Origin of the sequence: Maridesulfovibrio salexigens DSM 2638, assembly GCF_000023445.1 — a bacterium.
GTDB classification, from domain to species: domain Bacteria; phylum Desulfobacterota; class Desulfovibrionia; order Desulfovibrionales; family Desulfovibrionaceae; genus Maridesulfovibrio; species Maridesulfovibrio salexigens.
Genome location: NC_012881.1, coordinates 1,085,581 through 1,110,905 on the forward strand (window position 1 = coordinate 1,085,581; position 25,325 = coordinate 1,110,905).

General features: G+C 47.7%; 27 protein-coding genes. 12 read left to right on the plus strand and 15 right to left on the minus strand.

Annotated elements, in window-relative coordinates; translation table 11 throughout:
• The first annotated feature begins 85 nt into the window (after positions 1-85).
• From DESAL_RS04855 to DESAL_RS04870, 4 genes are all read left to right on the plus strand, one after another.
• Positions 86-778, plus strand: coding sequence for a M15 family metallopeptidase (locus tag DESAL_RS04855; protein WP_015850848.1), 693 nt, complete (start codon positions 86-88; stop codon positions 776-778).
• Between the two features lie 129 nt (positions 779-907).
• Positions 908-2,005: a peptide-methionine (R)-S-oxide reductase MsrB gene (msrB, locus tag DESAL_RS04860; RefSeq protein ID WP_015850849.1), complete on the plus strand. Its 1,098-nt coding sequence runs from the start codon at positions 908-910 to the stop codon at positions 2,003-2,005.
• Positions 2,006-2,105: 100 nt separating this feature from the next.
• Positions 2,106-2,936 carry a glycosyltransferase family 2 protein gene (locus tag DESAL_RS04865; protein WP_015850850.1) on the plus strand — a complete coding sequence of 277 codons (831 nt, stop codon included), beginning with the start codon at positions 2,106-2,108 and terminating at the stop codon, positions 2,934-2,936.
• A gap of 15 nt (positions 2,937-2,951) precedes the next feature.
• Positions 2,952-3,884, plus strand: coding sequence for a DMT family transporter (locus DESAL_RS04870; RefSeq protein ID WP_015850851.1), 933 nt, complete (start codon positions 2,952-2,954; stop codon positions 3,882-3,884).
• On the opposite strand, the gene DESAL_RS04875 is transcribed toward DESAL_RS04870, so the two are convergent.
• Complete coding sequence (locus DESAL_RS04875; RefSeq protein WP_015850852.1) at positions 3,881-4,426, minus strand: cysteine hydrolase family protein; 546 nt, start codon at positions 4,424-4,426, stop codon at positions 3,881-3,883. The two genes, DESAL_RS04870 and DESAL_RS04875, sit on opposite strands and share 4 nt — an antisense overlap.
• A gap of 113 nt (positions 4,427-4,539) precedes the next feature.
• Between DESAL_RS04875 and DESAL_RS04880 the strand changes: the two genes are divergently transcribed.
• Both DESAL_RS04880 and DESAL_RS04885 read left to right on the plus strand, forming a co-directional pair.
• Positions 4,540-5,511: a GlxA family transcriptional regulator gene (locus DESAL_RS04880; RefSeq protein ID WP_015850853.1), complete on the plus strand. Its 972-nt coding sequence runs from the start codon at positions 4,540-4,542 to the stop codon at positions 5,509-5,511.
• 113 nt (positions 5,512-5,624) lie between these two features.
• A complete protein-coding gene (locus DESAL_RS04885) occupies positions 5,625-6,461 on the plus strand; it encodes a DUF4198 domain-containing protein (protein WP_015850854.1) in 837 nt (278 codons plus the stop codon).
• 36 nt (positions 6,462-6,497) lie between these two features.
• Here DESAL_RS04885 and DESAL_RS04890 read toward each other — a convergent pair whose 3' ends face one another.
• Positions 6,498-7,382: an MlaA family lipoprotein gene (locus DESAL_RS04890; protein ID WP_015850855.1), complete on the minus strand. Its 885-nt coding sequence runs from the start codon at positions 7,380-7,382 to the stop codon at positions 6,498-6,500.
• A complete protein-coding gene (locus tag DESAL_RS04895) occupies positions 7,379-8,587 on the minus strand; it encodes an alpha/beta fold hydrolase (RefSeq protein WP_197528790.1) in 1,209 nt (402 codons plus the stop codon). Before DESAL_RS04895 ends, DESAL_RS04890 begins: the two co-directional genes overlap by 4 nt.
• A gap of 166 nt (positions 8,588-8,753) precedes the next feature.
• Between DESAL_RS04895 and DESAL_RS04900 the strand changes: the two genes are divergently transcribed.
• Both DESAL_RS04900 and DESAL_RS04905 read left to right on the plus strand, forming a co-directional pair.
• The gene (locus tag DESAL_RS04900) at positions 8,754-9,212 is read left to right on the plus strand and encodes a MarR family winged helix-turn-helix transcriptional regulator (protein WP_015850857.1); all 459 of its coding nucleotides are present in this window, start codon (positions 8,754-8,756) and stop codon (positions 9,210-9,212) included.
• Between the two features lie 49 nt (positions 9,213-9,261).
• Positions 9,262-10,278: a methyltransferase gene (locus DESAL_RS04905; RefSeq protein WP_015850858.1), complete on the plus strand. Its 1,017-nt coding sequence runs from the start codon at positions 9,262-9,264 to the stop codon at positions 10,276-10,278.
• A gap of 41 nt (positions 10,279-10,319) precedes the next feature.
• On the opposite strand, the gene DESAL_RS04910 is transcribed toward DESAL_RS04905, so the two are convergent.
• The 9 genes from DESAL_RS04910 to DESAL_RS04950 form a co-directional block, all read right to left on the minus strand.
• Positions 10,320-10,751, minus strand: a complete 432-nt coding sequence (locus tag DESAL_RS04910) for a hypothetical protein (RefSeq protein WP_015850859.1) — start codon at positions 10,749-10,751, stop codon at positions 10,320-10,322.
• Entirely contained in the window at positions 10,744-11,283 is a 540-nt protein-coding gene (gmhB, locus tag DESAL_RS04915) for a D-glycero-beta-D-manno-heptose 1,7-bisphosphate 7-phosphatase (protein ID WP_015850860.1), read from the minus strand. The genes DESAL_RS04910 and gmhB overlap by 8 nt, the downstream gene beginning before the upstream one ends.
• 138 nt (positions 11,284-11,421) lie before the next feature.
• A complete protein-coding gene (locus tag DESAL_RS04920) occupies positions 11,422-12,222 on the minus strand; it encodes a tetratricopeptide repeat protein (protein WP_015850861.1) in 801 nt (266 codons plus the stop codon).
• Between the two features lie 31 nt (positions 12,223-12,253).
• Positions 12,254-13,378 (minus strand): glutamine-hydrolyzing carbamoyl-phosphate synthase small subunit, encoded by a 1,125-nt coding sequence (gene carA, locus DESAL_RS04925; RefSeq protein ID WP_015850862.1) that lies wholly within the window; start codon positions 13,376-13,378, stop codon positions 12,254-12,256.
• The gene (gene kdsB / locus DESAL_RS04930; RefSeq protein ID WP_015850863.1) at positions 13,375-14,118 is read right to left on the minus strand and encodes a 3-deoxy-manno-octulosonate cytidylyltransferase; all 744 of its coding nucleotides are present in this window, start codon (positions 14,116-14,118) and stop codon (positions 13,375-13,377) included. The genes carA and kdsB overlap by 4 nt, the downstream gene beginning before the upstream one ends.
• A 3-nt stretch (positions 14,119-14,121) precedes the next feature.
• Positions 14,122-15,396 carry a 3-deoxy-D-manno-octulosonic acid transferase gene (locus tag DESAL_RS04935; protein WP_015850864.1) on the minus strand — a complete coding sequence of 425 codons (1,275 nt, stop codon included), beginning with the start codon at positions 15,394-15,396 and terminating at the stop codon, positions 14,122-14,124.
• 38 nt (positions 15,397-15,434) lie between these two features.
• A complete protein-coding gene (locus tag DESAL_RS04940; protein ID WP_015850865.1) occupies positions 15,435-16,343 on the minus strand; it encodes a D-alanine--D-alanine ligase family protein in 909 nt (302 codons plus the stop codon).
• Positions 16,309-16,911, minus strand: a complete 603-nt coding sequence (locus DESAL_RS04945) for an HD domain-containing protein (RefSeq protein WP_049760007.1) — start codon at positions 16,909-16,911, stop codon at positions 16,309-16,311. The genes DESAL_RS04940 and DESAL_RS04945 overlap by 35 nt, the downstream gene beginning before the upstream one ends.
• A 235-nt stretch (positions 16,912-17,146) precedes the next feature.
• On the minus strand, positions 17,147-17,431 hold the full coding sequence (locus DESAL_RS04950) for a hypothetical protein (protein ID WP_015850867.1): 285 nt from the start codon (positions 17,429-17,431) through the stop codon (positions 17,147-17,149).
• Positions 17,432-17,837: 406 nt separating this feature from the next.
• Here DESAL_RS04950 and DESAL_RS04955 point away from each other — a divergent pair, with 406 nt between their 5' ends.
• On the plus strand, positions 17,838-18,155 hold the full coding sequence (locus DESAL_RS04955) for a TusE/DsrC/DsvC family sulfur relay protein (protein ID WP_015850868.1): 318 nt from the start codon (positions 17,838-17,840) through the stop codon (positions 18,153-18,155).
• Positions 18,156-18,341: 186 nt separating this feature from the next.
• Entirely contained in the window at positions 18,342-20,708 is a 2,367-nt protein-coding gene (locus DESAL_RS04960; protein ID WP_015850869.1) for an adenylate/guanylate cyclase domain-containing protein, read from the plus strand.
• 22 nt (positions 20,709-20,730) lie between these two features.
• On the opposite strand, the gene DESAL_RS04965 is transcribed toward DESAL_RS04960, so the two are convergent.
• On the minus strand, positions 20,731-21,444 hold the full coding sequence (locus tag DESAL_RS04965; protein ID WP_015850870.1) for a hypothetical protein: 714 nt from the start codon (positions 21,442-21,444) through the stop codon (positions 20,731-20,733).
• Between the two features lie 33 nt (positions 21,445-21,477).
• A complete protein-coding gene (gene lpxB / locus DESAL_RS04970) occupies positions 21,478-22,605 on the minus strand; it encodes a lipid-A-disaccharide synthase (RefSeq protein ID WP_015850871.1) in 1,128 nt (375 codons plus the stop codon).
• 211 nt (positions 22,606-22,816) lie between these two features.
• Here lpxB and DESAL_RS04975 point away from each other — a divergent pair, with 211 nt between their 5' ends.
• Positions 22,817-23,077 carry a hypothetical protein gene (locus DESAL_RS04975; RefSeq protein WP_015850872.1) on the plus strand — a complete coding sequence of 87 codons (261 nt, stop codon included), beginning with the start codon at positions 22,817-22,819 and terminating at the stop codon, positions 23,075-23,077.
• Positions 23,078-23,128: 51 nt separating this feature from the next.
• Here the strand turns inward: DESAL_RS04975 and DESAL_RS04980 are convergent, their stop codons facing one another.
• Positions 23,129-23,911, minus strand: a complete 783-nt coding sequence (locus DESAL_RS04980) for a prepilin peptidase (RefSeq protein WP_015850873.1) — start codon at positions 23,909-23,911, stop codon at positions 23,129-23,131.
• A 122-nt stretch (positions 23,912-24,033) separates the two neighbouring features.
• On the opposite strand from DESAL_RS04980, the gene DESAL_RS04985 reads away from it, so the two are divergent.
• Positions 24,034-25,323 carry a phenylacetate--CoA ligase family protein gene (locus DESAL_RS04985; protein ID WP_015850874.1) on the plus strand — a complete coding sequence of 430 codons (1,290 nt, stop codon included), beginning with the start codon at positions 24,034-24,036 and terminating at the stop codon, positions 25,321-25,323.
• Positions 25,324-25,325: the final 2 nt, after the last annotated feature.

Below are 25,325 nucleotides of genomic sequence, written 5' to 3' on the forward strand. Positions count from 1 at the left end.
AATAAAAGCCTATATTCATTTTTGTTTTACTGCAATCAGTTTGATAATGCCAATATATTGTTGTGCTTTGGACGTTGGAGGTCAGATGCGTAGTTTTAAATATTGTGTGCTGGCAATTGTTTTAAGTACGTTGTTTTCATTCTCTGTCGCTTTCTGCGGACAGGATGGATTGCCCGATGAGTTTTGCTATCTGGATAATATCCTCTCTGACGTTGTTTATGATGTCCGCTATTTTGGAAATGATAATTTTGTAGGCGAACGTATTGATGGTTATAAAGCCAAGCGGATTATTCTGACCCGTGATGCCGCCGCTGCATTGGCAGGAGCTCAAAAGGACCTCGCTACCTTTGGGCTAGGTCTCAAGATTTTTGACGGTTACCGCCCGCAGGACGCTGTTCTTCATTTTGTGCGCTGGGCAGAGGATTTGAACGACACTCGCATGAAGCAGAAATACTATCCCGGAGTACAGAAGAAGAATCTCTTCCGCGATGGGTATATTGCTGAAAAATCGAGCCATTCCCGTGGTTCAACTGTAGATTTGACCATAATTGACATCAAAACCGGTCAGGAACTTGATATGGGTACAGGTTTTGATCATTTTGGACCTGAGTCATGGCCTGGAAACAAGGATATGAGCATACAGGTGCGTTCAAACCGTGCTTTACTTCGCGAAATAATGGTTCGTAACGGATTCAAGCCCTTGAAGGAAGAGTGGTGGCATTTTACCCTTGAATTTGAACCCTTTCCAGAAAACTATTTCAATTTTCCCATCAAATAAAAAACAGAAGTTCAATTTATAAAAAGGTGCAGTCTGATTTGGCTGTGCCTTTTTGTTTTCTCTAATTGATTGACTATGGGCGATATGGTTATATTTTATTGGTAATAATTATTAATATGAGGATAGGGTATGAAAACATTGCTGCCATATCTTTGTTTCATGGTCTTATTGTTTGCAGGGCAGGCATTTGCTGTTGAAAGCAGAGGGGAAATCAAGATGCAAAAAACTACAAATAGTTATGAAATCGCAACTGTTGCCGGTGGATGCTTTTGGTGCGTTGAGTCTGATCTTGAAAAAGTTGACGGAGTCCTTGAAGTTGTTTCCGGCTATTCCGGTGGACATGTGGATAATCCAACCTACGAGCAGGTAAGTTCGGGTAATTCCGGGCATCTTGAAGTCGTACAGGTACGCTTTGATCCCGCCAAGGTCAGTTACGAAGAGATTCTGCGGGTTTTCATGAAGCATCATGATCCAACTGATCCGGGAGGCTCTTTCAATGATCGTGGAGAGCAGTACACTTCGGCAATATTTTATCATAATGATGAGCAGAAAAAGATAGCAACAGATGTTTTACTGGATATAGACGGTTCAGGTGTTTTTGAACGGCCTCTTGCAACCAAGCTTATCCCGTTTGAAAAGTTTTATCGGGCCGAGGAATACCATCAGGATTACTACAAAAAGAATTCGGTTCGTTACAATTGGTATAGGTTTTTGTCCGGCAGGGATTCCTTTATTGAGGAACATTGGAAGCAGGAAGAAGGCAGCACGCATCCTGTGCAGAAAATTGATGGCTACAAACGTCCTGACGATGCTGAACTACGTGAAATCCTGACTCCGCTGCAATTCAAGGTTGTCCGTGAGGATGGTACAGAACCGGCTTTCAGTAATGAGTTCTGGGATAATCATCGGGATGGGATATATGTTGATATCGTTTCCGGTGAGCCGCTCTTCAGTTCCAAAGACAAGTTTGATTCCGGCACAGGATGGCCCAGTTTTACCAGACCAATTGAAGGGCAGGGTGTTGTGGAGAAGAAAGACCGTTCTTTCTTTATGACCCGAATTGAGGTGCGGTCCCGCAAGGCTGATTCTCATCTTGGGCATGTCTTTGATGACGGACCACAGCCCACAGGTCTACGATATTGTATTAATTCCGCTTCCTTGCGTTTCATCCCTCTTGAGGATCTCGAAAAGGAAGGTTACGGAGAGTATCTTAAGTTATTCAAGTAAAAAAAAGTTGGCCCGGAACAGTTATGTTTCGGGCCGCTTGCTTTATTGGAGCAGTGTAGTGTAGGTGTTTAAAAAATACTTCCGCACTGGACACAAATGCATGACATTGCTTTCCCTCATCATACCCAATTATAATTACGGACGTTTTGCCGATCGTTTTTTCGGTTCTCTGGCAGCGCAAACAATGTCGCTCCGTGATGTTGAGGTGTTTTTTATTGATGATGGCAGCAGTGATAACTCCCTTGAACAGGCCCGAAAGTGGGCAGGTATTCTTGAGTGCAGTGATTTTAAAATCTTGACGCCGCCGAGGTCCGGCAGGCCCGGCCCTGTGCGGAACCACGGTCTTGCGCAAGCCGAGGGAAAGTATCTGCTCTGCTTTGATCCGGATGATGAAATGAGACCGAAATTTTTGGAAACAAGCATCGGCCTGCTAGAATCAAAACCGAAAGTTTCAATAGTATATTCAGATTACCATGAAGTTGCACCCGGTGAATCTTTCATTCGCAATCTGTCTGATTTCAACCCCAGCCATCTACGGGTTCAGAATACGGTGGCATCAGCCTCTATCTATCGCCGTGAATTATGGGATGCCGGGATTCGTTACCGAGAGAATACATCCTATGAAGATTGGGATTACTGGGTGCAATGTTTGATGGTTGGCGGAAAATTTCAGCATGTAGCGCAGCCTCTTTATATTCACCATGTCCACGAATCCAATTTTTCACTTCAGGCTGAAAAAGAGGATGGCGTGGCCAAGGCACATATTGTTGTCAATAATCCCGGATTTTTCCATAAGGCAGTGGTCGGATGGGCTAATGACCATTTGCGCGGACGGGCCCATGCTCCTTCTTTTCAGCGCGGCTATATTCCAACTCCCGATGATCTACAGAAACTTTCCAATATGATCAGAAAAGGCGAGATATCAAGTTAACTCACGGAGATTTTCATGCAGATCATCCTGACCGGTATTCTGGCTGCATTTTTTTTCAGTTCTACTTTTGTGCTTAACAGGGCCATGAGTCTGGATGGCGGACACTGGGTCTGGTCAGCAAGTCTGCGCTATTTCTGGATGCTGGCACTGCTATTTATCGGACTTGGATTTTTCCGCCGTGAATTATTGCTCAGCTCCTTTAAACTTTATCTTAAGCACTGGAAATTCTGGACTGTTGCCGGTGGAGTCGGCTTCGGTATCTTCTATGCCCTGATTACTTTCAGTGCCTCATACACTCCCGGCTGGGTTGTCGCCGCCACATGGCAGACTACCATCCTCGCTACTCCGCTGGTTTTACTTGGATTCGGTAAGAAGGTGCCTTTACGTGCTTTATTGCTGACCTTGATTATTTTTGCCGGGGTGCTGCTGGTAAATATCGAAAGCGTAGAGGATAGTTCGTGGAATGCGGTTCTGCTGGGAGCAATTCCGGTTTTTGTTGCTGCTTTTGCCTATCCTTTCGGAAATCAATTAGTCTGGGAGGCGCGTAACGGCGGCAGTGGCAGGATCCCGGCTTTGGATGATCCTGCTATGGATGATCCTTTTTGCCGCGTACTGTTGCTGACTCTCGGCTCACTCCCGCTGTGGGCCGGATTGATTCTATTCACACAGCCCCCGCTTCCGCAAACAGGGCAGATTATAAATACCGCGCTTGTGGCGATATTTTCCGGCATTGCCGCGACCAGTCTGTTTCTATATGCCCGACACAAAGCCCGGAACGCTGCGGAACTGGCCGCGGCAGATTGCACACAGTCAATGGAAGTGCTTTTCTCATTGGCCGGAGAGGTTGTCTTGCTGCATGGATCATTGCCCGGAATACTGGGCTGGTCCGGTATCGGCCTGACCATGCTCGGCCTGATGTTATATCTTCGGGTTCAAAATGTGCGTTAGCTGGTCAACTCTTCCGCGCTGACCATCTGAGCGTAGAACATGCCCAGCGAAGCCATGAATCCGGCATGAACATCCGCAGAACCCACTTTTACACCATTGAATTCAAGGCTGGCCCCGCAGCACGCATCATGTGCAATTGTGCATTTATAGCCCATATCCGCGGCTGCACGGGTGGTTGCGTCAATACACATATTGCTCATCATCCCGATTATGACCAGTTCCTCCGCACCTAATTCTTTTAATTTTGCATCAAGGTTGGTTTCCCGGAAGCTGTTCGGATAGTTTTTATTGATGACAGTTTCGTTTTCCAGCGGTTTAACACAGTCATGAATCATCACCCCTTGAGTTTCAGGCAGGAAGAAAGATGATCCTTTCCGTACTGAAATGTGTTGGATGTGGATTACAGGCTGTGCGGTTTTTCTGAAATATTCTAGAACCTGAGCAGCGTTAGCCCCGGCTTGTTCACTGTTGTCCAGCATGAACTTGCCGCCGGGGAAATAGTCGTTCTGGATATCGATGATGACCAGTGCTTTTTTACTCATTTAATTCTCCTTGTAGAAGTGTTCGTTCAGCTTGAGTACATGCTGACAGAATCGCGATAAAATTTAAGTGGCACTATTGACAATAAGCATGCTGAAAACGACAATAGGTCATTATGAATGTAGCAGTTCTTGCCTATGATAATTGTCTGGTCAGTGCGGTTGCCGGGGTGCTGGAGATTTTCAGTATCGCCAATAGCCTTGCAAATGCCTCAGCTGGAGATAAATTCAGCGGCTTATCGATTCTGAGTCCTGATGGTGAACCCGTTTCAGGTTTTGTGGGGATTGCCTTGCAGGTTGCCGGTAGCGTTTTGGATACACAGCCGGATATTCTGGTCATTCCTCCGGTGTTCGGGGACGTTGAAGTTTTGCTGGAAAATGACCAGCTCATTAAGCGTATTGCTGAACTTGGAGAACAAGGGACAATTCTGGCTTCAGCTTGTGCCGGATCATTCCTCATGGCTCATGCCGGTTTGTTGGATGGAAAGCCCGCAACTACGCATTGGAAGTTAGCTCCGGACTTTTCAGCCCGTTTTAAAAATGTAGATTTGCAGCCCCGGCGGATGCTCATTGACGGTGGCAGTTACATTTGTGCTGGAGGGGCTATGGCCTGGCAGGATCTTGCCCTGCACATTGTGGCCCGCTTTATGGGGCGAGAGATTTCAGCTGCCTGTGCCAAGACGCTGGTCATGGATTCTACGCGTGATGTACAGACCCCGTATTTTATGTTCGAGAGCAAGTCAGTGGATGAAGGTTTCACGGATAAGAATATTCTGGGGGTGCAGGAGTGGATGCAGGGAAATTACAGCCGTCAGGTAAATATAGCATTATTGGCTGAGCAGTCCGGTCTTGGTGAGCGAACTTTCTTGCGCCGATTCAAGCGGGCCACGGGCATGACTCCAAATAATTATCTTCAACAATTGCGTATTGAGGCTGCCCGCCACCTGCTTGAGGTCAGCGGTAAGGGAGTTGATGAGATTACCGAGCTGGTCGGGTACGATAACCCATCGTCCTTTAGGAGGCTTTTCAAGCGAATGACGGGCTTAAGTCCTAGAGAATACCGTAGTCGTTTCAGTCGTCTGGAGTAAAATCTGATATTATTGCCAAACAATGAGTATGAGTGTAATTTCTTGATATTGAAAACGGATTTCGTTATCTCTTTTGGTCCCTCTTAACTATAACCATTAAAAAGGATCACCAGATGCTTAAGAAATTACTCTCGCTGATTATGGTTTTTACGATATTTGTCCCCGCAGCATCCTCTGCCCACTCCCTATATCTTCAGGCTGGGCGTTATCATGTTTCCGAAGGCAAAAAGTCACCGCTGTTCTTCTGTTACGGGCATCATGTTCCGGTGGATGACGCTGTGCGTATGAAAAAAATTAACCACATCACAGTGCAGCAGCCTGATGGGAAATCATACAATATCAAACTCCGGGATGAAAAATCGCTGCATTCCTATCTCGTCAACTATGCGATACCCGGAACATATGTGCTGACCGCTGCTACAAATCCCGGTCATTTCACAACATGGCTGGATAAGAAAGGCCGTAAACGTCATTCCATTAAACCCATGAGCAGCGTGAAAGACCGTGCTTCTGAAATTGTGTCCTCTCTGCGCAGCAGTCAGTGGACCAAGACTTATGTTGTTTGCGAGAATCCTTCAGCTGAATTTCCCGCTATTGTCGGAATGCCCATGGAACTTGTTCCGGCAAAGGATGTCTCCATGCTCAGGAAGGGGGATGTGCTCGAAATGCAGGTCTATGTGGACGGTAAACCCTATCAGGGGGAAGGCTACTGGGACGCTACATACAACGGATTCTCCACTCAGGCTGAGGATATGTATATTCAGCGTCAGCAGATTAATGACGGTAAAATCAAATTGCCGATTGATGTGAGCGGAAGATGGTTTGTGCGGTTCTTTACCAAGAAAAAACCGATGAAGGAAAGTCCTGATTTTATGCAGGAGAAAAAGACCGCCACGCTGGTTTTTGAAGTCCCTAATGAGCGTAAAAGACCTAAAGTGGACAGCCATTAAAGTAGAAAGAAAGAGGGACTGTGACGGTCCCTCTTTTTATTTAGTCGCTGGCTCTCTGTTTCTTCGGGGAGTATCAAACTTTTTCTTCATATACGGCTTGCCGGCTGTTGAACTGCCCAACTGCTCGCGTTCCATATCCAGTTCGCGTTTTTTCGTATACAGGAAGCGGACTAGATCATACTCAAAGGGAGAACCTGTCTGGTAGTAACGAAAGGGTATATTGGCGCGCAGGTCAAGACCACGGATAGTGGATTCGCCTATACCGATGGCGGTGCGTCCTTCTGTAACCCCGGCAAGATCGTAAACCCAGTTCATTTCGTACCAAAGCAGGGCAAAGTCGCCCAGTGATCCACCGGTATCACGTATACTTGAAGGACCGACAATAGGCAGCACAACATATGGTCCCGGGGGTATTCCCCAGACACCTAATGTGTCCGCAAATCCTGTCTCTTTTCGTTTCAAATCCCACATAGTGGCTACGTCAAATATTCCAAGCAGGCCCAAGGATGAATTGATTACAAACCGGGAAAAGGCTCGTGCGGTTTTGCCGCCATTAAATTGCAGGATGCCGTTAGTGAAAGATTTTACTTCGTTCAGGTTGTTGACCGCATTGGTTACCCCTTTACGTACCGGAGAAGGGATTACTGTGGTGTAAACATCCACCGCCGGAATATAGATCGCACGGTCAAAACGGGCGTTGAAAGAGTATATCTGGCGGTTCATGGAATCCCATGGATCATACACTTCAAGAAAGTCGAGGTCCGCGTCCTTTGTCTGCGGCTGACCTGCCCGTGGTGCGTGGGATACCGGTGCGATAAACCCTTGAGGCTTAAGATTAAGCGAAGGGTCATTTTTGCTGATTGTGGCGCAGCCCTGCAGCAGAAGACAAAGCAGAATGAAGCTGAATAATTTTCTTATCATTTTATCAGCTCCTGCGCTTTCAGGGCATAGGGCTTAAACATCATGTTTCCACAATGTCCGCCACGGGGAAAGAGGATCGCACGGTCTCCGAATGTGTCTCGCAGGAAATCCACATCCGCGCTGTCCAGAATAATATCATCTTCATTTCCGAGCACGAAAATTTTATCTGATTTGCTCAGGTAATCCTTGATACTTGTAAGATCGCAGTTTCTGACCAGCTCTCCCTTGGTCGTGCCGGGGGTCAGAAATTGCAGGTAGGGGAGCAGATATTCATCAACGTAATCCTCAAAAGTGATTGCCGCCGAAACTCTGGTATAAGGCATGAGATTATCGCCTACGCCGAGATGCTTGTTGACCGGGACAATATATCCGGCATTAAGGCAGACATCGGAACTGAATATCATACTTGCTGAGGACATTCTGAAAGCTGCGGCAATGATAGCCCGCATATCCATGTCCGAAAAGTTTATGTGCTGTGACAGGGCGTAGAGGAAGTTATCATCAAGGTCGACAATGTCGGATTGGACGTAGATTTCTGAGAAAGCTTCGATAAGTTCGTCAATGACCTGCCGGGGTGTTTTGTTGCCGAGGTTTTCAGGGCTTAGCCATGAATCGAAGCGCAGGGCGGAAGTGTACAGGCTGACCGGAGGGTTAAGCATCAACACACGGCGGAAAAGGAAATCCCTGCGTTCTTCGTCCAGCTTGGCTAGGAAGGCCGAGTGCATTGCTCCGAGGCTGTACCCTGTAATGCTGTAGCTTCTTATCTTGTGGTCATCTTCAAGGTCGGCTTTGATCCATTTCATGGCCCGGTAAAGGTCATCTACATCATGAGGCACGTACCCGGGGGCACCGTATTTGGAAAAACTGACCACAAAATTCATATGTGTCGGTGATGAGAGGCCTACTACATGGAATCCTGCTTCATAAAACAATTGGGTCAGGAAACGCATTTTGGTGGAGTCATGCTCCGATCCTGTTCCGGCGATGATGAAAAGCAGTGGAGCTTCTCCTTCCTGCATAGCTGTGGTGTAATAAAATTTTTCATTATACCAGAATATGTCCGGAATCCTGCGTTCTTCAATGAGTATTTCGCATTCGTAAGGTTTGGTCGGATCTTTCAACTTGTACATTAGGTCCGGCGGTGTGCCGAAGATAGTAGCCTTGTATGGATCAGCGATGGGAAATTGTGATGTTTCGGCGGCCACGGGAGCTATCTTGCACAGCAATGGAAGCATTAATGCAAAAATTAATAATAAAATATGTTTTCCCGGCCCTATAAATACTTTTTTCATGCTCTGTTTGTAGCAATAGTCAATGGGATTGTAAATTCATGGTTGACAAACAACTGTTTAGCAACTAAACAGTTTTAGTATGAAAGACGTAGAAGAAATAATACCTCATATGCGTGAACTAGGCAGGGTGCTGGTTAAGTATAATATGGTCGAGCGGAAGGCGTTCGATTTCGGGATTGGAATTGAGCTTTATCCATCTGAAATACATACTCTTTCTGCTATTGATGCTCTTGGAGGATGTGGGATTACTGATCTCGCCCGCGAATCTGGAGTGACTAAAGGTGCTGCATCACAACTGGTCAGCAAGTTGGTAAAAAAAGGACTGATGCTCAAAGAACCTGATCCTCAAAATGGCTCCAAGGTTATATTGCGTCTGACAGAGCTTGGGAAGAAAGCCAGTGAAAATCACTATAAATACCATTTGGACCATGATAGCGAGTTTATCGATTATCTGCGGTCCATGTCTGAAGAGGAACTTGAGATGTTTGACGATATCTGTAGCAAGATGAACGATTGGATGGATAGCTACTTAAAGTAAAATTTTTTAACCTAAGTGTTTAGTTGCTAAACACTTTTTGGAGGATGTCATGAACTATCCTAGACCCGAACAAGATTTCTCTCCTGTGCACAGTCTTATCATTCGCAGTGTCTCTTCACAGGTTGTGATGGAAGCGGTAAATTTCAAGCTTTTTGATACGCTCGAATTAAAACCTGCCAGCCTGAAAGAGTTGGCTGAGTATTTTGAATTTGATGAGCTAAAGCTTGGGTCCTTGTTAGACCTGCTTGTGTCGTATGATCTGGTCCAAGATAATAACGGGCAATATTCCAACACGTATTTAGCAACCGAATATCTGGTCAGCACTTCTCCTTTGTATCAGGGATTGGCTATGGGTCTGACCATGGATTTTTGTACTGGAGTCATCCGGGATATGGGGGAGTTGCTGAAAGGAAACAAGAGTCAGCGTGATGATAGTGATAAAAAATGGGCCGCCACGGATGCAATGGAAGGAACTGCTCAGGAATCACTTAGCGGAGGGTTGCATGCAACAGTCGATGCTATCAGCCTGCTACCCGGATTTGATGATTTCCGGCTTATGGGCGATCTCGGTGGTAATCACGGGAATTATACCATGTCTGTACTTGCCCGGAATCCACAGTTGAATGGAGTCATTCTCGACCTGCCGCATGTGGTTCCTCTGGCTGAGCAGCGTTGCCGTGATAATGGTTTCGGAGCGAGGGTGAAGGGAGTTGCCGTGGATATGCGAGAGGAAGAACTGCCTGCGTTGGACTTTGATCTGATCTTCGCTTCACACGTACTCTATGCTTGCCGTGGCAATTTGAAACCTGTGCTGGAAAAGGTGTCCAAGTCATTGAGGTCCGGTGGCTGGTTCTGCGCAAATCATTACGCCAAGACCGGCAGCCCTATGTCCACCCAGACTATTGCCTCACTTGAAGTGATAACAACTTTTGCGGGTTACTTTTCGCATTTTATTGAACCGGATATTCTGGAGCAGGAATTGAAAGAATGCGGATTTGGAAATTTCCGCAGAACTTGGAGTGATTCCAGTAAGGGCATCATGCTGGTTTCGGCTCAGAAATTATAAAGAAATAAGGCCCGCTCTCCAGTGAAGAGCGGGCCTCATTTTTAATCTTCCATATCGACCAGCATGCGTGGCTCGGGCAGGTATTCAATGAGCCATTTGGTCCATTGTTCCGTCTTGATCAATTCCATGATCTTCTGGGCGATTTCATGGCCTTCAAAGGGCTCTTTGTAATCATCCAAAACAATTGCACCTTTGAAGGTCGGGCAGAAGTCTCCTTTGTTATATGTTTCAATAGTAAAATCGAACATATCAATGAGAAACCCGTCCAAGTTCCCTTTGGCCACCCAGTCGAAAATTATTTCATAACCCGGCTTGGCATGGCGCGAAAAACCGTAGACCTCGGCAACTTTGTCGATGTCTTTCTCTTCATCTCCCATATGGAAATTTTCAGCAGTAACTTCCACATGCGGTTCAAGGGCGATCATTTCAAGTGCGAGATCCTGAAATTGTTTTAAGGTAAGGACTTTATTCATTTGTGGACCTTTTAATAAATTCCGCAGCATCAAGCAGGTCATCGGCAATATAATCAGCTTTGCCCACGCATTTTGGCTCTTCTTTCAAACCTTTTCCGGTGCGTACCAGAATAGATTTGGCTTTGCGGGCCTTGCCCAGTTCCACATCGCAAAGTTTGTCTCCGATTACGTAGCATTCTTCGGGATTGATACCGAACTCCGCTATGGCCTGATCAAACATGCCGGGGGCTGGCTTACGGCAGTCGCAGTCCTGATCCGGTGCATGGGGGCAGAAGTATACGGCCTTGAATTCAATACCGTGCTCAGCCAGCAGTTCAGCCATGCGTGCATTAACCGCATGCATGTCCTTTTCAGAGTAATAGCCGCGTCCGATACCTGACTGGTTGGTGGTAACGAGCAGTTTGTATCCGGCATTCTGCATGGCTTTCAAGCCTTCTGCGGTGTTGGTGAAAAGCTCAACTCCCTCAGGATCGTTAAGGTAGTGCTTATCCACAATAATGGTTCCGTCACGGTCCAGCAAAATATATTTCATAGTGGTTCCATTAAAAAAGGAGAACTGAAAAGACAGTCCTCCTTGATCTTTATATTCGGCTTAGTCGCGCTAACAGCGAAGCTTAATAAAATGGTTTAAGGCTCCCGGAAAGTCCCCGCAGGGCCGCCGGATGCATTATTAACCCATTTTTTTCTGGGCGAATTTGAGCATCTTTTCTGCTTCGGCAAAGTTGGGGTTGATGGAAAGTGCTTTTTGAGCAGCTTTAGCCATCCGATCCCACTTTTTCCAGTCGTAGTAGAGGCGACCGGTGTTGAAGTAGAGATACTCATCTTTATTGTTGATTTTGAGTGCTCTGAGGTAATATTTTTCAGCAGCCTCAAAATCTTTCATCTTGCGCAAAACGATTCCGATACGGTTGTACAGGAAAATCGCATTGGGATCGTTTTTAAGTGCATCTTCCAGATATTCAAGAGCTTCATTGTAAAGCCCGGACTTGATGAACTTGTCGGCAATCTCTGCCCGGAGCTCTGTATCGTCCTTGAACTCTTTGATCAGAGCGTTGAAGAGTTTCTGAGCTTCAGAAATGTTGTTCTCTTCAATGAGTGCCTGACCTTTCTCCAGTTGTTCCCTTTTACGCTTTTCCATGGCAGCCAAAAGCTGCTGGGCGCCTGCACTTACGTTCTTCTGCAGTTCTTGCAGAATTTCCCGTAAAGTCTCAAGCAATGCTTTCTCTTCACCGGGAGCGTAGTTGATGATCAGCGGATAATCTTCCCTGAGTTTTTTATCGCTGTTGAGGATGTGGACAGTGCTGTCGATCAGCTCCTGAAATTCCTCACGCTCAGCTTTCATCAGACCGCCCTTGAGCATGATCAATACTGCATCATAAGCAGCCTGAACCGCAGGCATGGCTTTCTGCTGTTTGAGCAGGGAAGGTATGGTTGCCAGTTTTTTTCTGGCGTTGGTCAGTTCACCGGACATATCAGTCTCCGACGTAAGTATTTAGCGCAATTTATTTACCGGTGGCATCTTTTACCAGATTACGGAATCTGGCGAAGAAGTAGCAGCTGTCATGCGGACCGGGGGCTGCTTCCGGGTGAAACTGGATGGCGATGATCGGCTTGGTTTTATGAGCAAAGCCTTCCAGAGTTTCGTCGTTAAGGTTCTTGTGTGTGATTTTAAGATCGGAACAGTCGGAAATGTCAACGCAAAACCCGTGGTTTTGGGAAGAAATTTCAATTTTCTTGCTTTCCATGTCCATAACAGGGTGGTTACAGCCATGGTGACCGAACTTCAATTTGAACGCCTTACCGCCGAGAGCCTGTCCAAGAATCTGGTGTCCAAGGCAAATTCCCGCCACAGGCAGGTCTTCGCAATAGGATTTGGCATTCTTGACCGCCTGATCGAGAACTGCCGGGTCACCGGGGCCGTTGGAAAGGAAAATAGCATCAGGTTCGAGTGCCCTGACCTGCTCTTCGCTGTAATGGGAGGGAACGGAAAGGACTTCGAAGCCCTGTTCATCCAGCAGACGCAGGATGTTCCATTTTACACCATAGTCAACGAGTACGAGGCGGGGGCCTTTGTCGCTCCATTTGTAACCGGAGGAAACATCAACCGGAACGGGCTTGCCGTCCTGCCATGCATAGCAGGTTTCGGAAGTTACTGTATCTGCAAGGTTCTGGCCTTCCATAGTGGGAAGCTGCTTTGCTTTTGCGACCAGTTTTTCCGGATCAAGTTCTTCGGTGGAAATAATGCCGCGCATAGCGCCGTTAATACGCAGATGGCGGGTAAGGGCGCGGGTGTCGATGCCTTCAATTCCCATAACACCTGCTTCTTTGAGGTATTCAGGCAGGGACATAACAGAGCGCCAGTTGGAAGGATGCTTGCAGCATTCTTTGACGATAAAGGCGGCAACATGGACTTTTGCGGATTCGATGTCTTCTTTGGTGATGCCGTAGTTGCCGATAAGCGGATAGGTCATGCAGACCATCTGTCCGGTGTAGGAGGGGTCGGTGAGGACTTCCTGATATCCGGTCATGCCGGTATTGAAGATGGCTTCGCCGCCGGACTCACCGGGGCCGGTAAAGGAAGTTCCTTCGAAGTAGGTGCCGTCTTCAAGTGCCAGAATGGCTTTCATATTTTCTCCCTCTCAAGAATCTTAATGGCTGTATCCAAGTCTTCTGGACGGTCCACTCCGTGGCAGGAGTGTTCTGTAATGGTGACATGGATGGGTATTCCGTTTTCCAGCAGTCGGAGCTGTTCCAGCCGCTCTCTTTTTTCAAGAGGCGAAACATCCGTGCCGGCAAAGGTTTCAAGGGCTTCCATGCGGAAACCGTAAAGGCCGATATGTAGAAGGTAATCCCCGTCACCCTGATGGGAAAATGGAATGGGTGAGCGGGAAAAGTATAACGCCCGGCCATCTTTTGCAAGTGCTACTTTTACACGGTCCGGACTTTGGGCTTCGTCCGCACTTATGGGCGAGGCCAGTGTTGTTACTCTTACCCCATCTTTAGCAAAAGGTGAAACCAACTCAGAGATCATAGCCGGTTCTAGGCATGGTTCATCGCCCTGAATGTTGACCACAACCGAATCTGAAGGAAGGTCCAGTTTGCGGGCCGCTTCCAGTACACGGTCGGTGCCGCTGGTGTGGTCGGATCTGGTCATGACAGCCGGGACACCGTGTTTCTCCGCAGCTTCCATTATGATTTCACTATCAGTGGCAAGGACCACTTTGTCCATCTCCGGGCACTTTGAAGCACGGTTCCAGACATGCCAGAACATGGGTTTTCCGCAGATATCCGCAAGGGGCTTACCGGGAAACCGGCTCGAATCATAGCGGGCCGGGATGATGCCATAGCATCCGTAAACAATACTCATTTATTAGATATTCCTTTTAATAGCCTCGCAGGCAGCAACGGTTCCACCGCGCATATCTTCGAGGTATTTCTCAAAATCTTTTTTAACCTTTTCCGGCTTGAAAGCCCTTTTGCTGATGTCGAGAAGTCCTTGCAGAACTCCTTCCCAATCCTCTTCCTGGCGGGCCAGTTTCTTTTCGAAAATGTCTTCGCCGATCCATGTGAAGTTGGACCAGTAGGGGCCGATCACCGGGGTGATCCCGTGGGTGAGCGGCTCAAGGAAATTCTGTCCGCCGACCGGAGCCAGAGATCCGCCGATGAAGGCTGCGCGTGCAAGGGAGAAAGCGGACTGCATCTCGCCGAATACATCCCAGAGAACAACATGTCCGAAAGGCACGGTGTTATCGATTTCAGAACGCAGTACCCAAGGCAGACCTGCGTCTTCAAGCATCTTTTTCCATGCATCAATGCGGTGCATATGGCGCGGGAAAAGTCCGATTACAGTCTTGGGACGCTCTTTTTTCAAGCCTTCTGCAAGCTTAAGCACCTGAGATTCCTCTTCCTTGCGTACTGACCCGAGAATGATGAACGGGGTTTTGGGGCGGAAGATGGAAGAAAGAGGGTTGGCTGTGTACGGAACTGCTGCGGCCGTCCCGGTGCTGTCGAACTTTACGTTGGGCATGGTTGAGACCTTCTCGATCTCAAAAAGGGTCCTGAAACGGGTGGCATCGTCCTCGGAAATAGCGAGGATTTCTTCTGGAGCAACAGACCTGAAAAAGTCGGGCAGGGCCATGTATCCGGCAAGGCTTTTGGTGGTCATGCGGCCGTTGATGATGATTACCTTCACGCCAAGCTCTTTGCATGTGGAAAGGAAACCGGGCCAGATTTCAGTTTCAATCAGTACCACCAGCTTCGGGCAGACAGCTTCGAGAGCCTTGCGTGCGATCTCGGGGCTGTCGAACGGGAAATAGGTTGCGGATGCGGAAACATTACGCGGATTAGGATTCAGTCGGTAAGCTGTGCGCTCAAGCTCAGAGAGTCCCTGCTCGGTATTGGTGGTCAGCAGGAATTTTGTAGGGCTGCTCATGGAAATGTTTTCCATAATCCGGGAAGCAATCTTGGCTTCCCCGGCTGAAGCGGCTTGAATCCAGACATCCGCGCGCGGCGGCAGGCTGTGTTTGAGGGTTCGGCGATCGAAGCCCTCTTTCAGTCTGTCGTTCTTCTTGAGAAAGGGGATGGCGGCTTTCCAGCCGAGGCCGTAGAGAAATGATGCAGCTTTAAGTTTGAGCGATACTGACATGTGTTGATCCTGACGTTTCCGTTCCGTTTGAAAAAAAGTTACTTCCGCTTGCGCTGTCCCAGTTCAATGAGCTTTGCGATCAGTTCATTGAATGAATAACCCGCTTCTTTTGCGGCCTGCGGGACAAGACTTGTCGGAGTCATGCCGGGAAGTGTGTTCACTTCCAGCAGGTAGGGCACTCCTTCTGAAATTATAAAATCAGCCCTGCTGTAATCGGTCAGGCCCAGCAGCTTGTGGGCTTTGGCCGTGATCTGCTGAATCTGCTCAGTCAGAACCGGATCGATGGGGGCGGGGCATATCTCTTCCGCCCCGTCAAGGGCGTATTTGCTATGATAGTCAAAGAATTCGGCATTATCCGGAGGATTGATCAGGATCAGCGGCATAGGCTCGCCATCAAGGATACCGCAGGTCACCTCAATACCTTTGGTGTACTCCTCAACAAGGGCGCTGTCGCCCAGACTGAATACTGTTTCGATTCCTTTTTCCAGTTCCTCTGCTGTACGGGCAAAGGTCATGCCGAGGCTGGAACCACCGGAGTTCGGTTTGATGAAAACCGGAGGTTCAAGGTCCTGCAAGCCTTTGCATCCGTCAGCGGCACAGACCAGCTCCCATTTGGGAGTCAGGATACCGTGGTGATCAAAGACAGTTTTGGTTGCAGCTTTGTTCAGGGTCAGGAAAGAACTTTCAGGTTCAGCACCCTGATACGGGCAGTTAACCTGATTGAGCATGGCCTGAATCAGGCCGTCTTCTCCCGGCGAACCGTGGAGGTTGATAAAAGCGAAATCAGCATGTTCAGCCAAAAGCAGGATATTCTTGAAGTCTTTTGCAGGATCAACGAATTCCACATCGTGACCAAGTTCGAGAAGAGCCTGTTCAATGCCTTTTGCGCCGCTAAGGGATACTTCCCTTTCCTCAGACCAGCCGCCCGCAATCAAGAGAACATGCATTCAGATCAACTCCGATAAGTTTGCCGAGCCGCTCTTCAAGGATGAGAGCCTGCTCGTATGTTTTGTGAATTCTTTGTTTGATTTTTTCGGTCTTGCCGTAGCGGACCTTCAAATCGTTGAATCTTTTTTCAAGCGTAGTAAATGAGTCATGCATTACGCGTTTGTCTGCGTAACTTATGACCAACGGAAGGAAATATTTATCTGCCTCAGGCTCAAAGGGCCAGAAAACATGGTGGAGAACACCCATGGATATTACCGGGTTTCCGGTCAACTGCATGACCCATGCTGCTCCGAGCTGGCTGTGGTTGCCGCCGTGGTGGATGCAGTAGCTTTTGGCAATGTCGTGCAAAAGCGCGGAAGCCTGAACAGTCGGGATATCGATGTCTACGCCGGATTCACTGGCAAGAGTGGACGTCTGAACCGCTACCTTTGCTACAAGCATGCTATGGGCTTTGATGTTTTCCAGCATGCTGTAATCATCCCACCATGCCATGCATTGCTCTGCGGAAGGGACAGGTAATAACGGGTCTATTTTTACCGGCGGTGGGGGAGTTAAAGAAGACTCCATTGGCGGGTATCCGGGGGTCGGTTTGTCCGGTGATTTTATCAAGTTGATTTTATTCATAGAAAATCGTCGTAACCATTTGTGGGCTGAAACTTCCCTTTGTTACCATTTTGCTCAGAAAAAGGCAAAGCCCCGAATATAGTAACTCCGGGGCTTTGCCTCAGACGCTTTAAATCGTCTGGCATAACAAAATATGAACCTATCTGTTCAATGAAAATCGTTTTGAAATTCCTGTTCTTTATTCAGGCACATCTTCCTGAAGCAACGGGTCGGAAAGAAGTTCCATTATTCTTGCCATGTTAAAATCATGGGCACCGTCAATAGCTCCTTCATGAGCGCTGGCTTCAACTGTCTGTTCCAAAAGCTGGTCAGGGTTATCCTGTGCCGCATTAAGACCGGACCTGATGTTGCTTGAAACTGAGTCCAGTTTCTGCTCGCGAGTGACAGTGGCAGGAGCAGCCTGACCGGGATGCTCGTTTCTGAGAGTGGGATTTGCTGATTTGTTAACAAAACTGATTTCCATTTTAGTTCCTCCTGATTTTATGCAAATCAGTAAAGCATGAAGTGTTCCTGTAGTAAAAAAAATGTTTGTTTTTAGTGTCTTATTTGTTTTTGTGTGGATAAATATTCCGCTTTTTCCTTTTGGGTGATGAAAAGAAATGTAAAGAATTTCCTCTTTTTGCTTAAGAAGGAATTAAGTTTGAAATAGAGAATCAGCCGGATTACATATCAGTGGAGGGGGAATTTGGACATTTTTGTGTGAAATATGCAAACTCGCACAATATTTTTCTTGAATTTTTCTTGCCAAGGTTTTAATTGGCACTTTGGGTGAGTGAGAAATTTTCCTCGAAATTGGATTTCGGGAAATTCACTATATCCTGTTGTTAAAGCGTAAGACGCTTTTACGATTAATTTTTAGGAGGTTTTACATGGCAATCGTTGAATTTCAGGGAAAAAGCTTTGACGTAGACGAAGATGGTTTCCTGCTTAAGTTCGAAGACTGGTGCCCTGAGTGGGTTGATTTCTGTAAAGAAAGCGAAGGCATCAAAGATCTGAACGAAGAGCACCAGAAAGTTATCGACTTCTTGCAGGACTACTACAAGAAGAACGGTATCGCACCCATGGTCCGCATCCTTTCCAAGGTTACCGGATTCAAACTCAAGCACATTTATGAGCTGTTCCCCTCCGGTCCCGGTAAGGGAGCTTGTAAAATGGCTGGTCTGCCCAAGCCTACCGGCTGCGTATAGTTTTATAAGTTAATCAGTTTGTGAATTGTGAAGCAGTCGCGGTGATTGCTTCACAGCGAGTCCAAAGTCAGAAAAACCCCGGGGATCGGCTCCGGGGTTTTTTTTGTTTAATTTTTGATGAATTTTTTAAAGTGTGTTTGCTGTGCCTGGGATAATTGCCTATGATGGTAATAGGGAGATCTTTAGGTGACGAATAAAGGGCATAGCGAAAAATATGAACTTTTCAAGGATGTGATGGAGCATCGGCTGCGACAGGATGATATCCGTCAGGTGCTGAATCAACTGTCCTTGGAAGATCGAGATTTTTTTGTCGAGACGCTGACAGGCACTTTCGACAAGTTAAACGCTGTTCTGGAAGTCACACATCAGGTGTCGGATATCCTGACCCTTGATATCCTGTTTACCCGCCTTGTGGAACTTACCACTGAGGCATTGCGTGCGGACAGGGGAACGATTTTTCTCAATGATCCTGAAACGGACGAATTGTTCTCGCGCGTAGCTATGGGTGAATTGACTCAGGAAATTCGCTTTCCCAACCACTTGGGTATAGCAGGCTCAGTTTTTACTTCTGGCGAGTCGATCATCATTGATGACGCCTACGCCGATTCCAGATTCAATCCGGAAGTAGATAAAAAAACCGGCTACCGCACCCGCAATATAATTACCGCACCCATAAGGGGGAAAGATGGCATTGCTGTGGGTGTGGTTCAATTGCTTAACAAGCAAGAAAAGAATTTTTCCGAGCATGACCTTTCTTTGCTGGAGGCTATGGCCGCCCAAGCTGCCTCCGCTCTGATCAACGCACACCTGTTCGAGCAGGTTACCCGTGCCCGTAAGGAAGAGACACAACTTCTGGAGGTCACTAAGGCCATTTCCAAGGAAATTCATCTCAAGCCACTTATAAATAGGATTATGTCCACCACATCCATGCTTTTGGAGGCTGACCGCAGCACTTTGTTTTTGAACGATGAAAAAACAAATGAATTATGGTCCATGGTCGCTCAGGGGATGGAGACAAAAGAAATTCGTTTCCCCAACCATCTTGGCATAGCCGGATCGGTTTTTACGTCCGGAAGCACGGTCAATATTCCTGATGCGTATTCGGATTCCCGGTTTAACCCCGATGTGGATAAGAAAACAGGGTACAGGACCAATACTATTCTGTGCATGCCGGTGAAGAATAAGTCCGGGAAGATTATCGGCGTGGTTCAGTCCTTGAACAAGAAGGGCGGTCCGTTCACTGTCGTTGATGAAAAAAGGCTTCATGCTTTTTCTGCTCAGGCTTCCATAGCTATCGAGAATGCAACACTTTTTGAAGAAGTCCTGACCATGAAAAATTATAACGAGTCCATGCTTGAATCAATGGCCAACGGCGTGGTCACGTTTAATGAGGACGGGATCGCCGAAAAGTGCAATTCGTCTGCGGAGCGTATTCTGGAAATTCGCGAAATGGATATCCTTGCCAAGAAAGCGGACGCGCTTTTTATGCATGAGAATGAGTGGATAGCCAGCGCTATTTATAAAACTGTGTCCGGAAATAAAACCGAGTTGGTCATGGATGCTGAGCTGGGCACCCAAGGCAAGATCAAATCCGTTAATTTATCGACCAAGCCTTTGGTAAATTCCAAGGGCGAAAACCTTGGAGTGCTGCTCGTTCTTGAGGATATTTCGAGCGAAAAACGGCTCAAGGGCACGCTGGCACGGTATATGACCAAGGAAGTAGCCGATCAACTCATGGACAATGAGGCCATGCTCGGCGGTCAGCTCAAGGAGGCCACGGTCTTTTTTTCCGATATCCGCAGTTTTACCACGTTATCCGAATCCTTGGGGGCGCAGGAAACAGTCTCCATGCTCAATGACTATTTTACCGATATGGTGGAAATTCTTTTCGAGCGAGGGGGGATTCTGGATAAATACATTGGCGACGCAATTATGGCAGTGTTTGGAACTCCCTTTGCGACTGATCGCGATGCTGATCACGCTGTTTTGTCGGCAATTGATATGATGCGTTCCCTGCGTGATTTCAATGAACGCCGCCTCACGGAGGGGCACGATCCTATCGATATCGGAATAGGTCTGAATACCGCTCCGGTGGTCGTAGGAAACATCGGCTCCCTTAAGCGTATGGACTACACCGTAATCGGTGACGGGGTAAACCTTGCGGCTCGGTTAGAGGGGGCTAACAAGATGTACGGTTCTCATATCCTGCTTAGTGAGTTCACAGTAGCTGCTCTCAAAGATGATTATCTTCTGCGGGAAGCTGACCTGATTCAGGTTAAAGGCAAAACAGAGCCAGTGGCCATTTATGAGGTGCTTGATCATGCCAAGGAAGAGCAGCACCCTCTCCTTCGGGAGGTGGTCCGTACCTTTGCCCATGCGCTGGAAGTCTATCGCAATCGGGAATTCGAGTCCGCTCGGATGCTCTTCAAGGAATGTTTAGCGCTTTTGCCCGGCGACAAGATGAGCGCAATGTACATAGATCGATGCGATCATTTCATCTCCGTCCCGCCAGCAGACGATTGGGATGGAGTATGGGTCATGAAGAGCAAGTAGGTAGCAATTTGAGTTCGTTTGATTATCGCGAAATCTTCCCAATCAACCGATCCATATCAATGTAATCCGAAAATTTATACCAAGGATCATCGAGCTTAACGGCCGCATCGATCTCGTCACTCACATCACCTTTCTGGAATTTTTTCATCATAAGAGCGTCATCGGCACGTTCGTCAAAGGCGGCAAAAAAATCTATTTGCGCTTGAGTCAATTGATCGTAATTTTGAGAATTGAAGATCTTGCCCGCAAGCTCTGCATCAACTTCCGCGGCATAGCCTATGGATATCTTCTGCTTAGAAGAAATAAGTTTGGTGCAGATTCGGATCGCAGTATAAACGGGCAAGGTTGCGAAGCCGCTTTTGCCCGAATTGGGCTGGACAAGGAAAGTGCGGCAGTAATAGCGGTCTCCGGCTATTTCCCGTGTGTAAACACCTGTGTTCGGCAATTTTGCCCCCGGAACTTTTTTAGGACGTAACTCCCAGTCCTGCCTTACGTTGACAAGTTCTACCCATGCCCCCTGTGCTCCGTCCCGGCCAGAGTAGTAATAGCTGTGAACAGTTACGGCGTTCTTGCTTGTCTTATATTCTCCCCAATACTCCAACCCATTAAATTCAATGGTCAGGGATGGTGACTTGGTGGAATAGAAACCATACTTACCGGGAATTTTCCGGGCTGCGGTACAGCTTGCAAGGATCAGTGTTGCCAGCAGTAAAAGCAGTGCGAGAATTATTTTCATGGTTCTGTTCCGGCTCCGGTTTCAGGTTGCGTTCTATATACTGTTCAAGTCTTCCAAGATGGTTTTGGCTGTGCGCGCGGCTACACCCGGTTCGCCGATCATCTCGCGTAATTCTTTTAAATCATCCCTTACTTTTTGAGCAGATTCAGGATCGCTTACCCACTGGTGTATTTGCTTGTAGAAATTGTCAGCAGTGGCATTTTCCAGCAGGTATTCCGGCAGGATGAGTTTGTCCGGGATTATGTTTGCGAGGCTGGCGTATTTAATATTGAGTATCTTTTTAGCTAGATAGCCGCTCAGTGCAGACATCTTGTAGGCTACCAGAGTCGGTGTACCGATGAGAGCACATTCCAGAGTGGCTGTGCCGGAAGCAGCCATGATCGCATTGGCGTTGCGCATCAGGCGGTATCTGTTTTCCGGCTGATTGATGGTTACCGGAATATGGTCGGGCCAGAAGTGACGTAGTTTCTCTTCTTTGACCCCCGGCGCGCGGGCAATGGAAAATTTCAGCTCCGGGAAATCCTTGGAGAGACGTTCCGCTGCTTGGGCGAACTCCGGGAGCAGGGAGGAAATTTCCTTGCTGCGACTGCCTGGAAGAATGCCGATCAGATTCGGGTCCGGATCAATTGCGTCCAGCTCATTAAGGGGCATGAGGTCCAGGAGGGGGTGGCCTACATACTGGGCATCAACCCCGCGGTCTTTGAAAAATTGTTGCTCGAAGGGCAGGATACACAAAATTTTGCGTACATGCTTTTGCAGAAATTTGGCCCGTCCCTGTCGCCATGCCCAGATTTGCGGGGTGATGTAATAGTAAACAGGTATGTCCAGTTTACGGGCAATCTTAACCAGTCTGAAGTTAAAGTCCGGGCAGTCGATGAGGATGATTGCCTTGGGGCGTTCTGCTTTGAGGATGTCTCCGATCTGTCCGAAAAGCCTAAGCAGACGGGGCAGTTTGGGTAGGACTTCGGTCAACCCTACCAGTGAAATCAACTGCATGGGATAGCGGATATCGCAGCCCGCTTTTTCCATTGCCGACCCGCCCATGCCCATTACTTTCAGGCCGGGGTCGCGCTCCATGAGTTCTTTTGCGAGTCTTGCTCCGTGCATATCACCGGAAGCTTCTCCCGCATTAATCCAGATACTGTTATTTTTAATTGTCATTATTTGTTCTCATAAATGTGGTTTAAAGACGGACAATACGTATGCAGTCATGAAAAATCAACGGTGTATGATGACTCATTATAGTTGTTACTTTTGGGTTGATTGTTTTAGTTTATAAGGGGAACTGCTTGCAATTATGGAAAAAATAGTGTTATGGGCCAGTATGGTGTGAAAAAGTTTTATGTATTTCATCTAAATTAAGGAGTACTCGATGGCTCAAAAGAACGTAAAGAACATGATGGGCGTTCTGTCCGGGGTTTTTGCCCATACCGGCCACCTTACTAAAGAAGAAGCCATGCAGATGGCAGGCATGGACGAAGCAGAGTTCAAGACTGTTTACGACAAAGCTGCAAATGTGGTTAAAAAGTTGGAAAGCTACGACACCGCAGCTGAAAAATATGACAAATTTTCAGAGCACCTTTGGGAAGAGCTTCAGGAATACGTGAAGAAGTTCGGTCCTTTTGGCGTTTAGTACTTTTCTTGTCCAACGTAAAAAGGGGAGATCTGTTGATCTCCCCTTTTTTTATACTAAATACCAATTCCAAAATGGATCGGCGTAGAGGATGGTCAGCATGGACCCCAGCGCCAGAAACGGTCCGAACGGAATCATTGTCCCGTATTCCTGATCCTTATCGACCACCGTCATGACAACTCCTGCTATCAGGCCGGTAAAGGCTGATACCGTGATTACCAGCGGCAGGTTCTGCGGCCCGGCTAGTGCTCCGATCATGAACATTATCTTCACATCCCCAAGTCCCAGTCCTTCAACTCCCTTTAAACCACGGTAAAGCAGTCTCAGGGACCAGAAAAGACCTCCACCAATACCCGCGCCAAGCAATGCTCCTTCCCAGCCAACGGGGGTAAGCATGGCGGCACAGGGAATGGCTGCAATGGAACCGGGAATGGTTATGATATCGGGCAGGATAAATGTTTTAAGGTCGATGAACGATGCCACGATCATCAAGCCGCCGAAGAACATATATACAAGCCACTGCGCCGAAGGGCCGAAAGTAAGCATGAGCAACACCGCCCATGCAACGGATACAAGTTCAATTACAGCATACATCGGGCTGATCTGTTGGTTGCAGGATGAGCATCTTCCATGCAGCAGCAGATAGCTGATGAGTGGAATGTTCTCATACCAGCGGATAGTGTGCCCGCATTTCGGGCAGGTAGAGCGGCGCGGATTGGTCAGGGTTTGACCGTTGATGTAGCGGAAAACAGCACAGCCATAAAAACTTCCTAAAACCGCACCGATAAGAGCCGCTGCAGCTATAGGAAAAAAATTAATTGAAATTAGATGCATGTTGACCTTGGATAACTTGAAGATTTAGGGTGTCCCTGCAAAACAGTTGCGACTGACTTATTTAGTAAAAAAGTGGATACGACACTTAAGATAATTGAACAAGCTTTCTACGGAGACATAAAATGGGCGGCAAATATAGATTCATACCGGAATTGAGTGCACAGGAACTTGCTGATAAACAGCTGGAAGGATTGAAATGGACCGTAGCGCATACCGCCGCCAACAGCCTTTTTTATCAGGCTCAGTACAAAGATCAGGGAGTGGAGGCCGGCGATATTAAGTCTCTTGATGATTTGCAGAAACTTCCTTTCACCACTGCCGATCATCTTAAGGAAGGCTATCCGCTGCCTTTGCTTTCCGTTCCTGAAGAGGATGTTGTGCGTATTCACGGTTCCAGCGGAACCACCGGGAAGCGCAAGATTCTTTCCTACACCCGCAAGGACATTGAAACTTGGAAAAACATGTTTGCCCGCTGTTACGAGCTTGCCGGACTTACCACTCTTGACCGTGTGCAGGTTTGCGTAGGCTATGGCCTCTGGACTGCCGGGGCCGGATTCCAGCTCGGTTCGGAACATTTCGGGGCTATGACCCTGCCTGTGGGCCCGGGGATGCTCGAAATTCAGCTCCAGATTCTGGAAGACCTCGGTGCGACCTGCTTGTGTTCTACTGCTTCCATGGCCCTGTTGCTGGGTGAGGAAGCCCAGAAAGCCGGGATTGTAGAACGACTCAAGCTCAAACGTTGCATCTTTGGCGGCGAAGCTTGCTCACCAAAGATGCGTGAGCAGTTTGAAGAGGCTCTCGGCCTTGAATCAAGTCATGATATTTCCGGTATGACCGAACTTTACGGTCCCGGTGCGGGGATCGAATGTAATGCCCATGAGGGCCTTCACTACTGGGGCGATGAGTACATCGCTGAAATCATCGATCCGGTAACTCTCAAGCCTGTGCCTGAAGGGGAAGTGGGTGAGTTGGTCGTCACCACCCTGAATAAGGAAGCCTCTCCGCTGGTCCGTTACCGCACCCGTGACCTGACCCGGATTATTCCCGGAGAATGCTCCTGCGGTTGCTCCATGCCTCGCCATGATACCATTTCCGGCAGAAGTGACGATATGTTCATTTTTCGCGGGGTCAATATTTATCCCGGTCAGATTGCTTCCGTACTGGAATCTTTTCCCGAAGCAAGCTCCGAGTACCAGATTTATCTGGAACGCCGTGAAGGACTTGATCACATGTCCGTTCGTGTTGAACGTAAGCCCGAAGCATCCGAGGCCAATGACGCAAATCTCGCAAAGGCCATTTGCGATGAGATCAGGAAATTCATCCTTGTGCGGGCCAATGTGGAAATTCTCAAGCCCGGATTACTGCCCAGAAGTTTCGCCAAGACCAAGCGTGTTTTTGACGAACGCGGATAGAA

What these genes read in the sequence shown, in the direction of transcription:
- carA (WP_015850862.1), bottom strand. Translation starts at nt 13,378, where the DNA reads ATGAAAGCCATTCTGGCACTTGAAGACGGCACCTACTTCGAAGGAACT.
- DESAL_RS04985 (WP_015850874.1), top strand. Translation starts at nt 24,034, where the DNA reads ATGGGCGGCAAATATAGATTCATACCGGAATTGAGTGCACAGGAACTT.
- DESAL_RS04885 (WP_015850854.1), top strand. Translation starts at nt 5,625, where the DNA reads ATGCTTAAGAAATTACTCTCGCTGATTATGGTTTTTACGATATTTGTC.
- kdsB (WP_015850863.1), bottom strand. Translation starts at nt 14,118, where the DNA reads ATGAGTATTGTTTACGGATGCTATGGCATCATCCCGGCCCGCTATGAT.
- DESAL_RS04945 (WP_049760007.1), bottom strand. Translation starts at nt 16,911, where the DNA reads ATGGAGTCTTCTTTAACTCCCCCACCGCCGGTAAAAATAGACCCGTTA.
- DESAL_RS04980 (WP_015850873.1), bottom strand. Translation starts at nt 23,911, where the DNA reads ATGCATCTAATTTCAATTAATTTTTTTCCTATAGCTGCAGCGGCTCTT.
- DESAL_RS04940 (WP_015850865.1), bottom strand. Translation starts at nt 16,343, where the DNA reads ATGCATGTTCTCTTGATTGCGGGCGGCTGGTCTGAGGAAAGGGAAGTA.
- DESAL_RS04905 (WP_015850858.1), top strand. Translation starts at nt 9,262, where the DNA reads ATGAACTATCCTAGACCCGAACAAGATTTCTCTCCTGTGCACAGTCTT.
- DESAL_RS04890 (WP_015850855.1), bottom strand. Translation starts at nt 7,382, where the DNA reads ATGATAAGAAAATTATTCAGCTTCATTCTGCTTTGTCTTCTGCTGCAG.
- DESAL_RS04920 (WP_015850861.1), bottom strand. Translation starts at nt 12,222, where the DNA reads ATGTCCGGTGAACTGACCAACGCCAGAAAAAAACTGGCAACCATACCT.
- DESAL_RS04910 (WP_015850859.1), bottom strand. Translation starts at nt 10,751, where the DNA reads ATGAATAAAGTCCTTACCTTAAAACAATTTCAGGATCTCGCACTTGAA.
- DESAL_RS04880 (WP_015850853.1), top strand. Translation starts at nt 4,540, where the DNA reads ATGAATGTAGCAGTTCTTGCCTATGATAATTGTCTGGTCAGTGCGGTT.
- DESAL_RS04855 (WP_015850848.1), top strand. Translation starts at nt 86, where the DNA reads ATGCGTAGTTTTAAATATTGTGTGCTGGCAATTGTTTTAAGTACGTTG.
- DESAL_RS04965 (WP_015850870.1), bottom strand. Translation starts at nt 21,444, where the DNA reads ATGAAAATAATTCTCGCACTGCTTTTACTGCTGGCAACACTGATCCTT.
- DESAL_RS04950 (WP_015850867.1), bottom strand. Translation starts at nt 17,431, where the DNA reads ATGGAAATCAGTTTTGTTAACAAATCAGCAAATCCCACTCTCAGAAAC.
- DESAL_RS04955 (WP_015850868.1), top strand. Translation starts at nt 17,838, where the DNA reads ATGGCAATCGTTGAATTTCAGGGAAAAAGCTTTGACGTAGACGAAGAT.
- DESAL_RS04900 (WP_015850857.1), top strand. Translation starts at nt 8,754, where the DNA reads ATGAAAGACGTAGAAGAAATAATACCTCATATGCGTGAACTAGGCAGG.
- DESAL_RS04870 (WP_015850851.1), top strand. Translation starts at nt 2,952, where the DNA reads ATGCAGATCATCCTGACCGGTATTCTGGCTGCATTTTTTTTCAGTTCT.
- msrB (WP_015850849.1), top strand. Translation starts at nt 908, where the DNA reads ATGAAAACATTGCTGCCATATCTTTGTTTCATGGTCTTATTGTTTGCA.
- DESAL_RS04875 (WP_015850852.1), bottom strand. Translation starts at nt 4,426, where the DNA reads ATGAGTAAAAAAGCACTGGTCATCATCGATATCCAGAACGACTATTTC.
- DESAL_RS04865 (WP_015850850.1), top strand. Translation starts at nt 2,106, where the DNA reads ATGACATTGCTTTCCCTCATCATACCCAATTATAATTACGGACGTTTT.
- gmhB (WP_015850860.1), bottom strand. Translation starts at nt 11,283, where the DNA reads ATGAAATATATTTTGCTGGACCGTGACGGAACCATTATTGTGGATAAG.
- DESAL_RS04935 (WP_015850864.1), bottom strand. Translation starts at nt 15,396, where the DNA reads ATGTCAGTATCGCTCAAACTTAAAGCTGCATCATTTCTCTACGGCCTC.
- lpxB (WP_015850871.1), bottom strand. Translation starts at nt 22,605, where the DNA reads ATGACAATTAAAAATAACAGTATCTGGATTAATGCGGGAGAAGCTTCC.
- DESAL_RS04975 (WP_015850872.1), top strand. Translation starts at nt 22,817, where the DNA reads ATGGCTCAAAAGAACGTAAAGAACATGATGGGCGTTCTGTCCGGGGTT.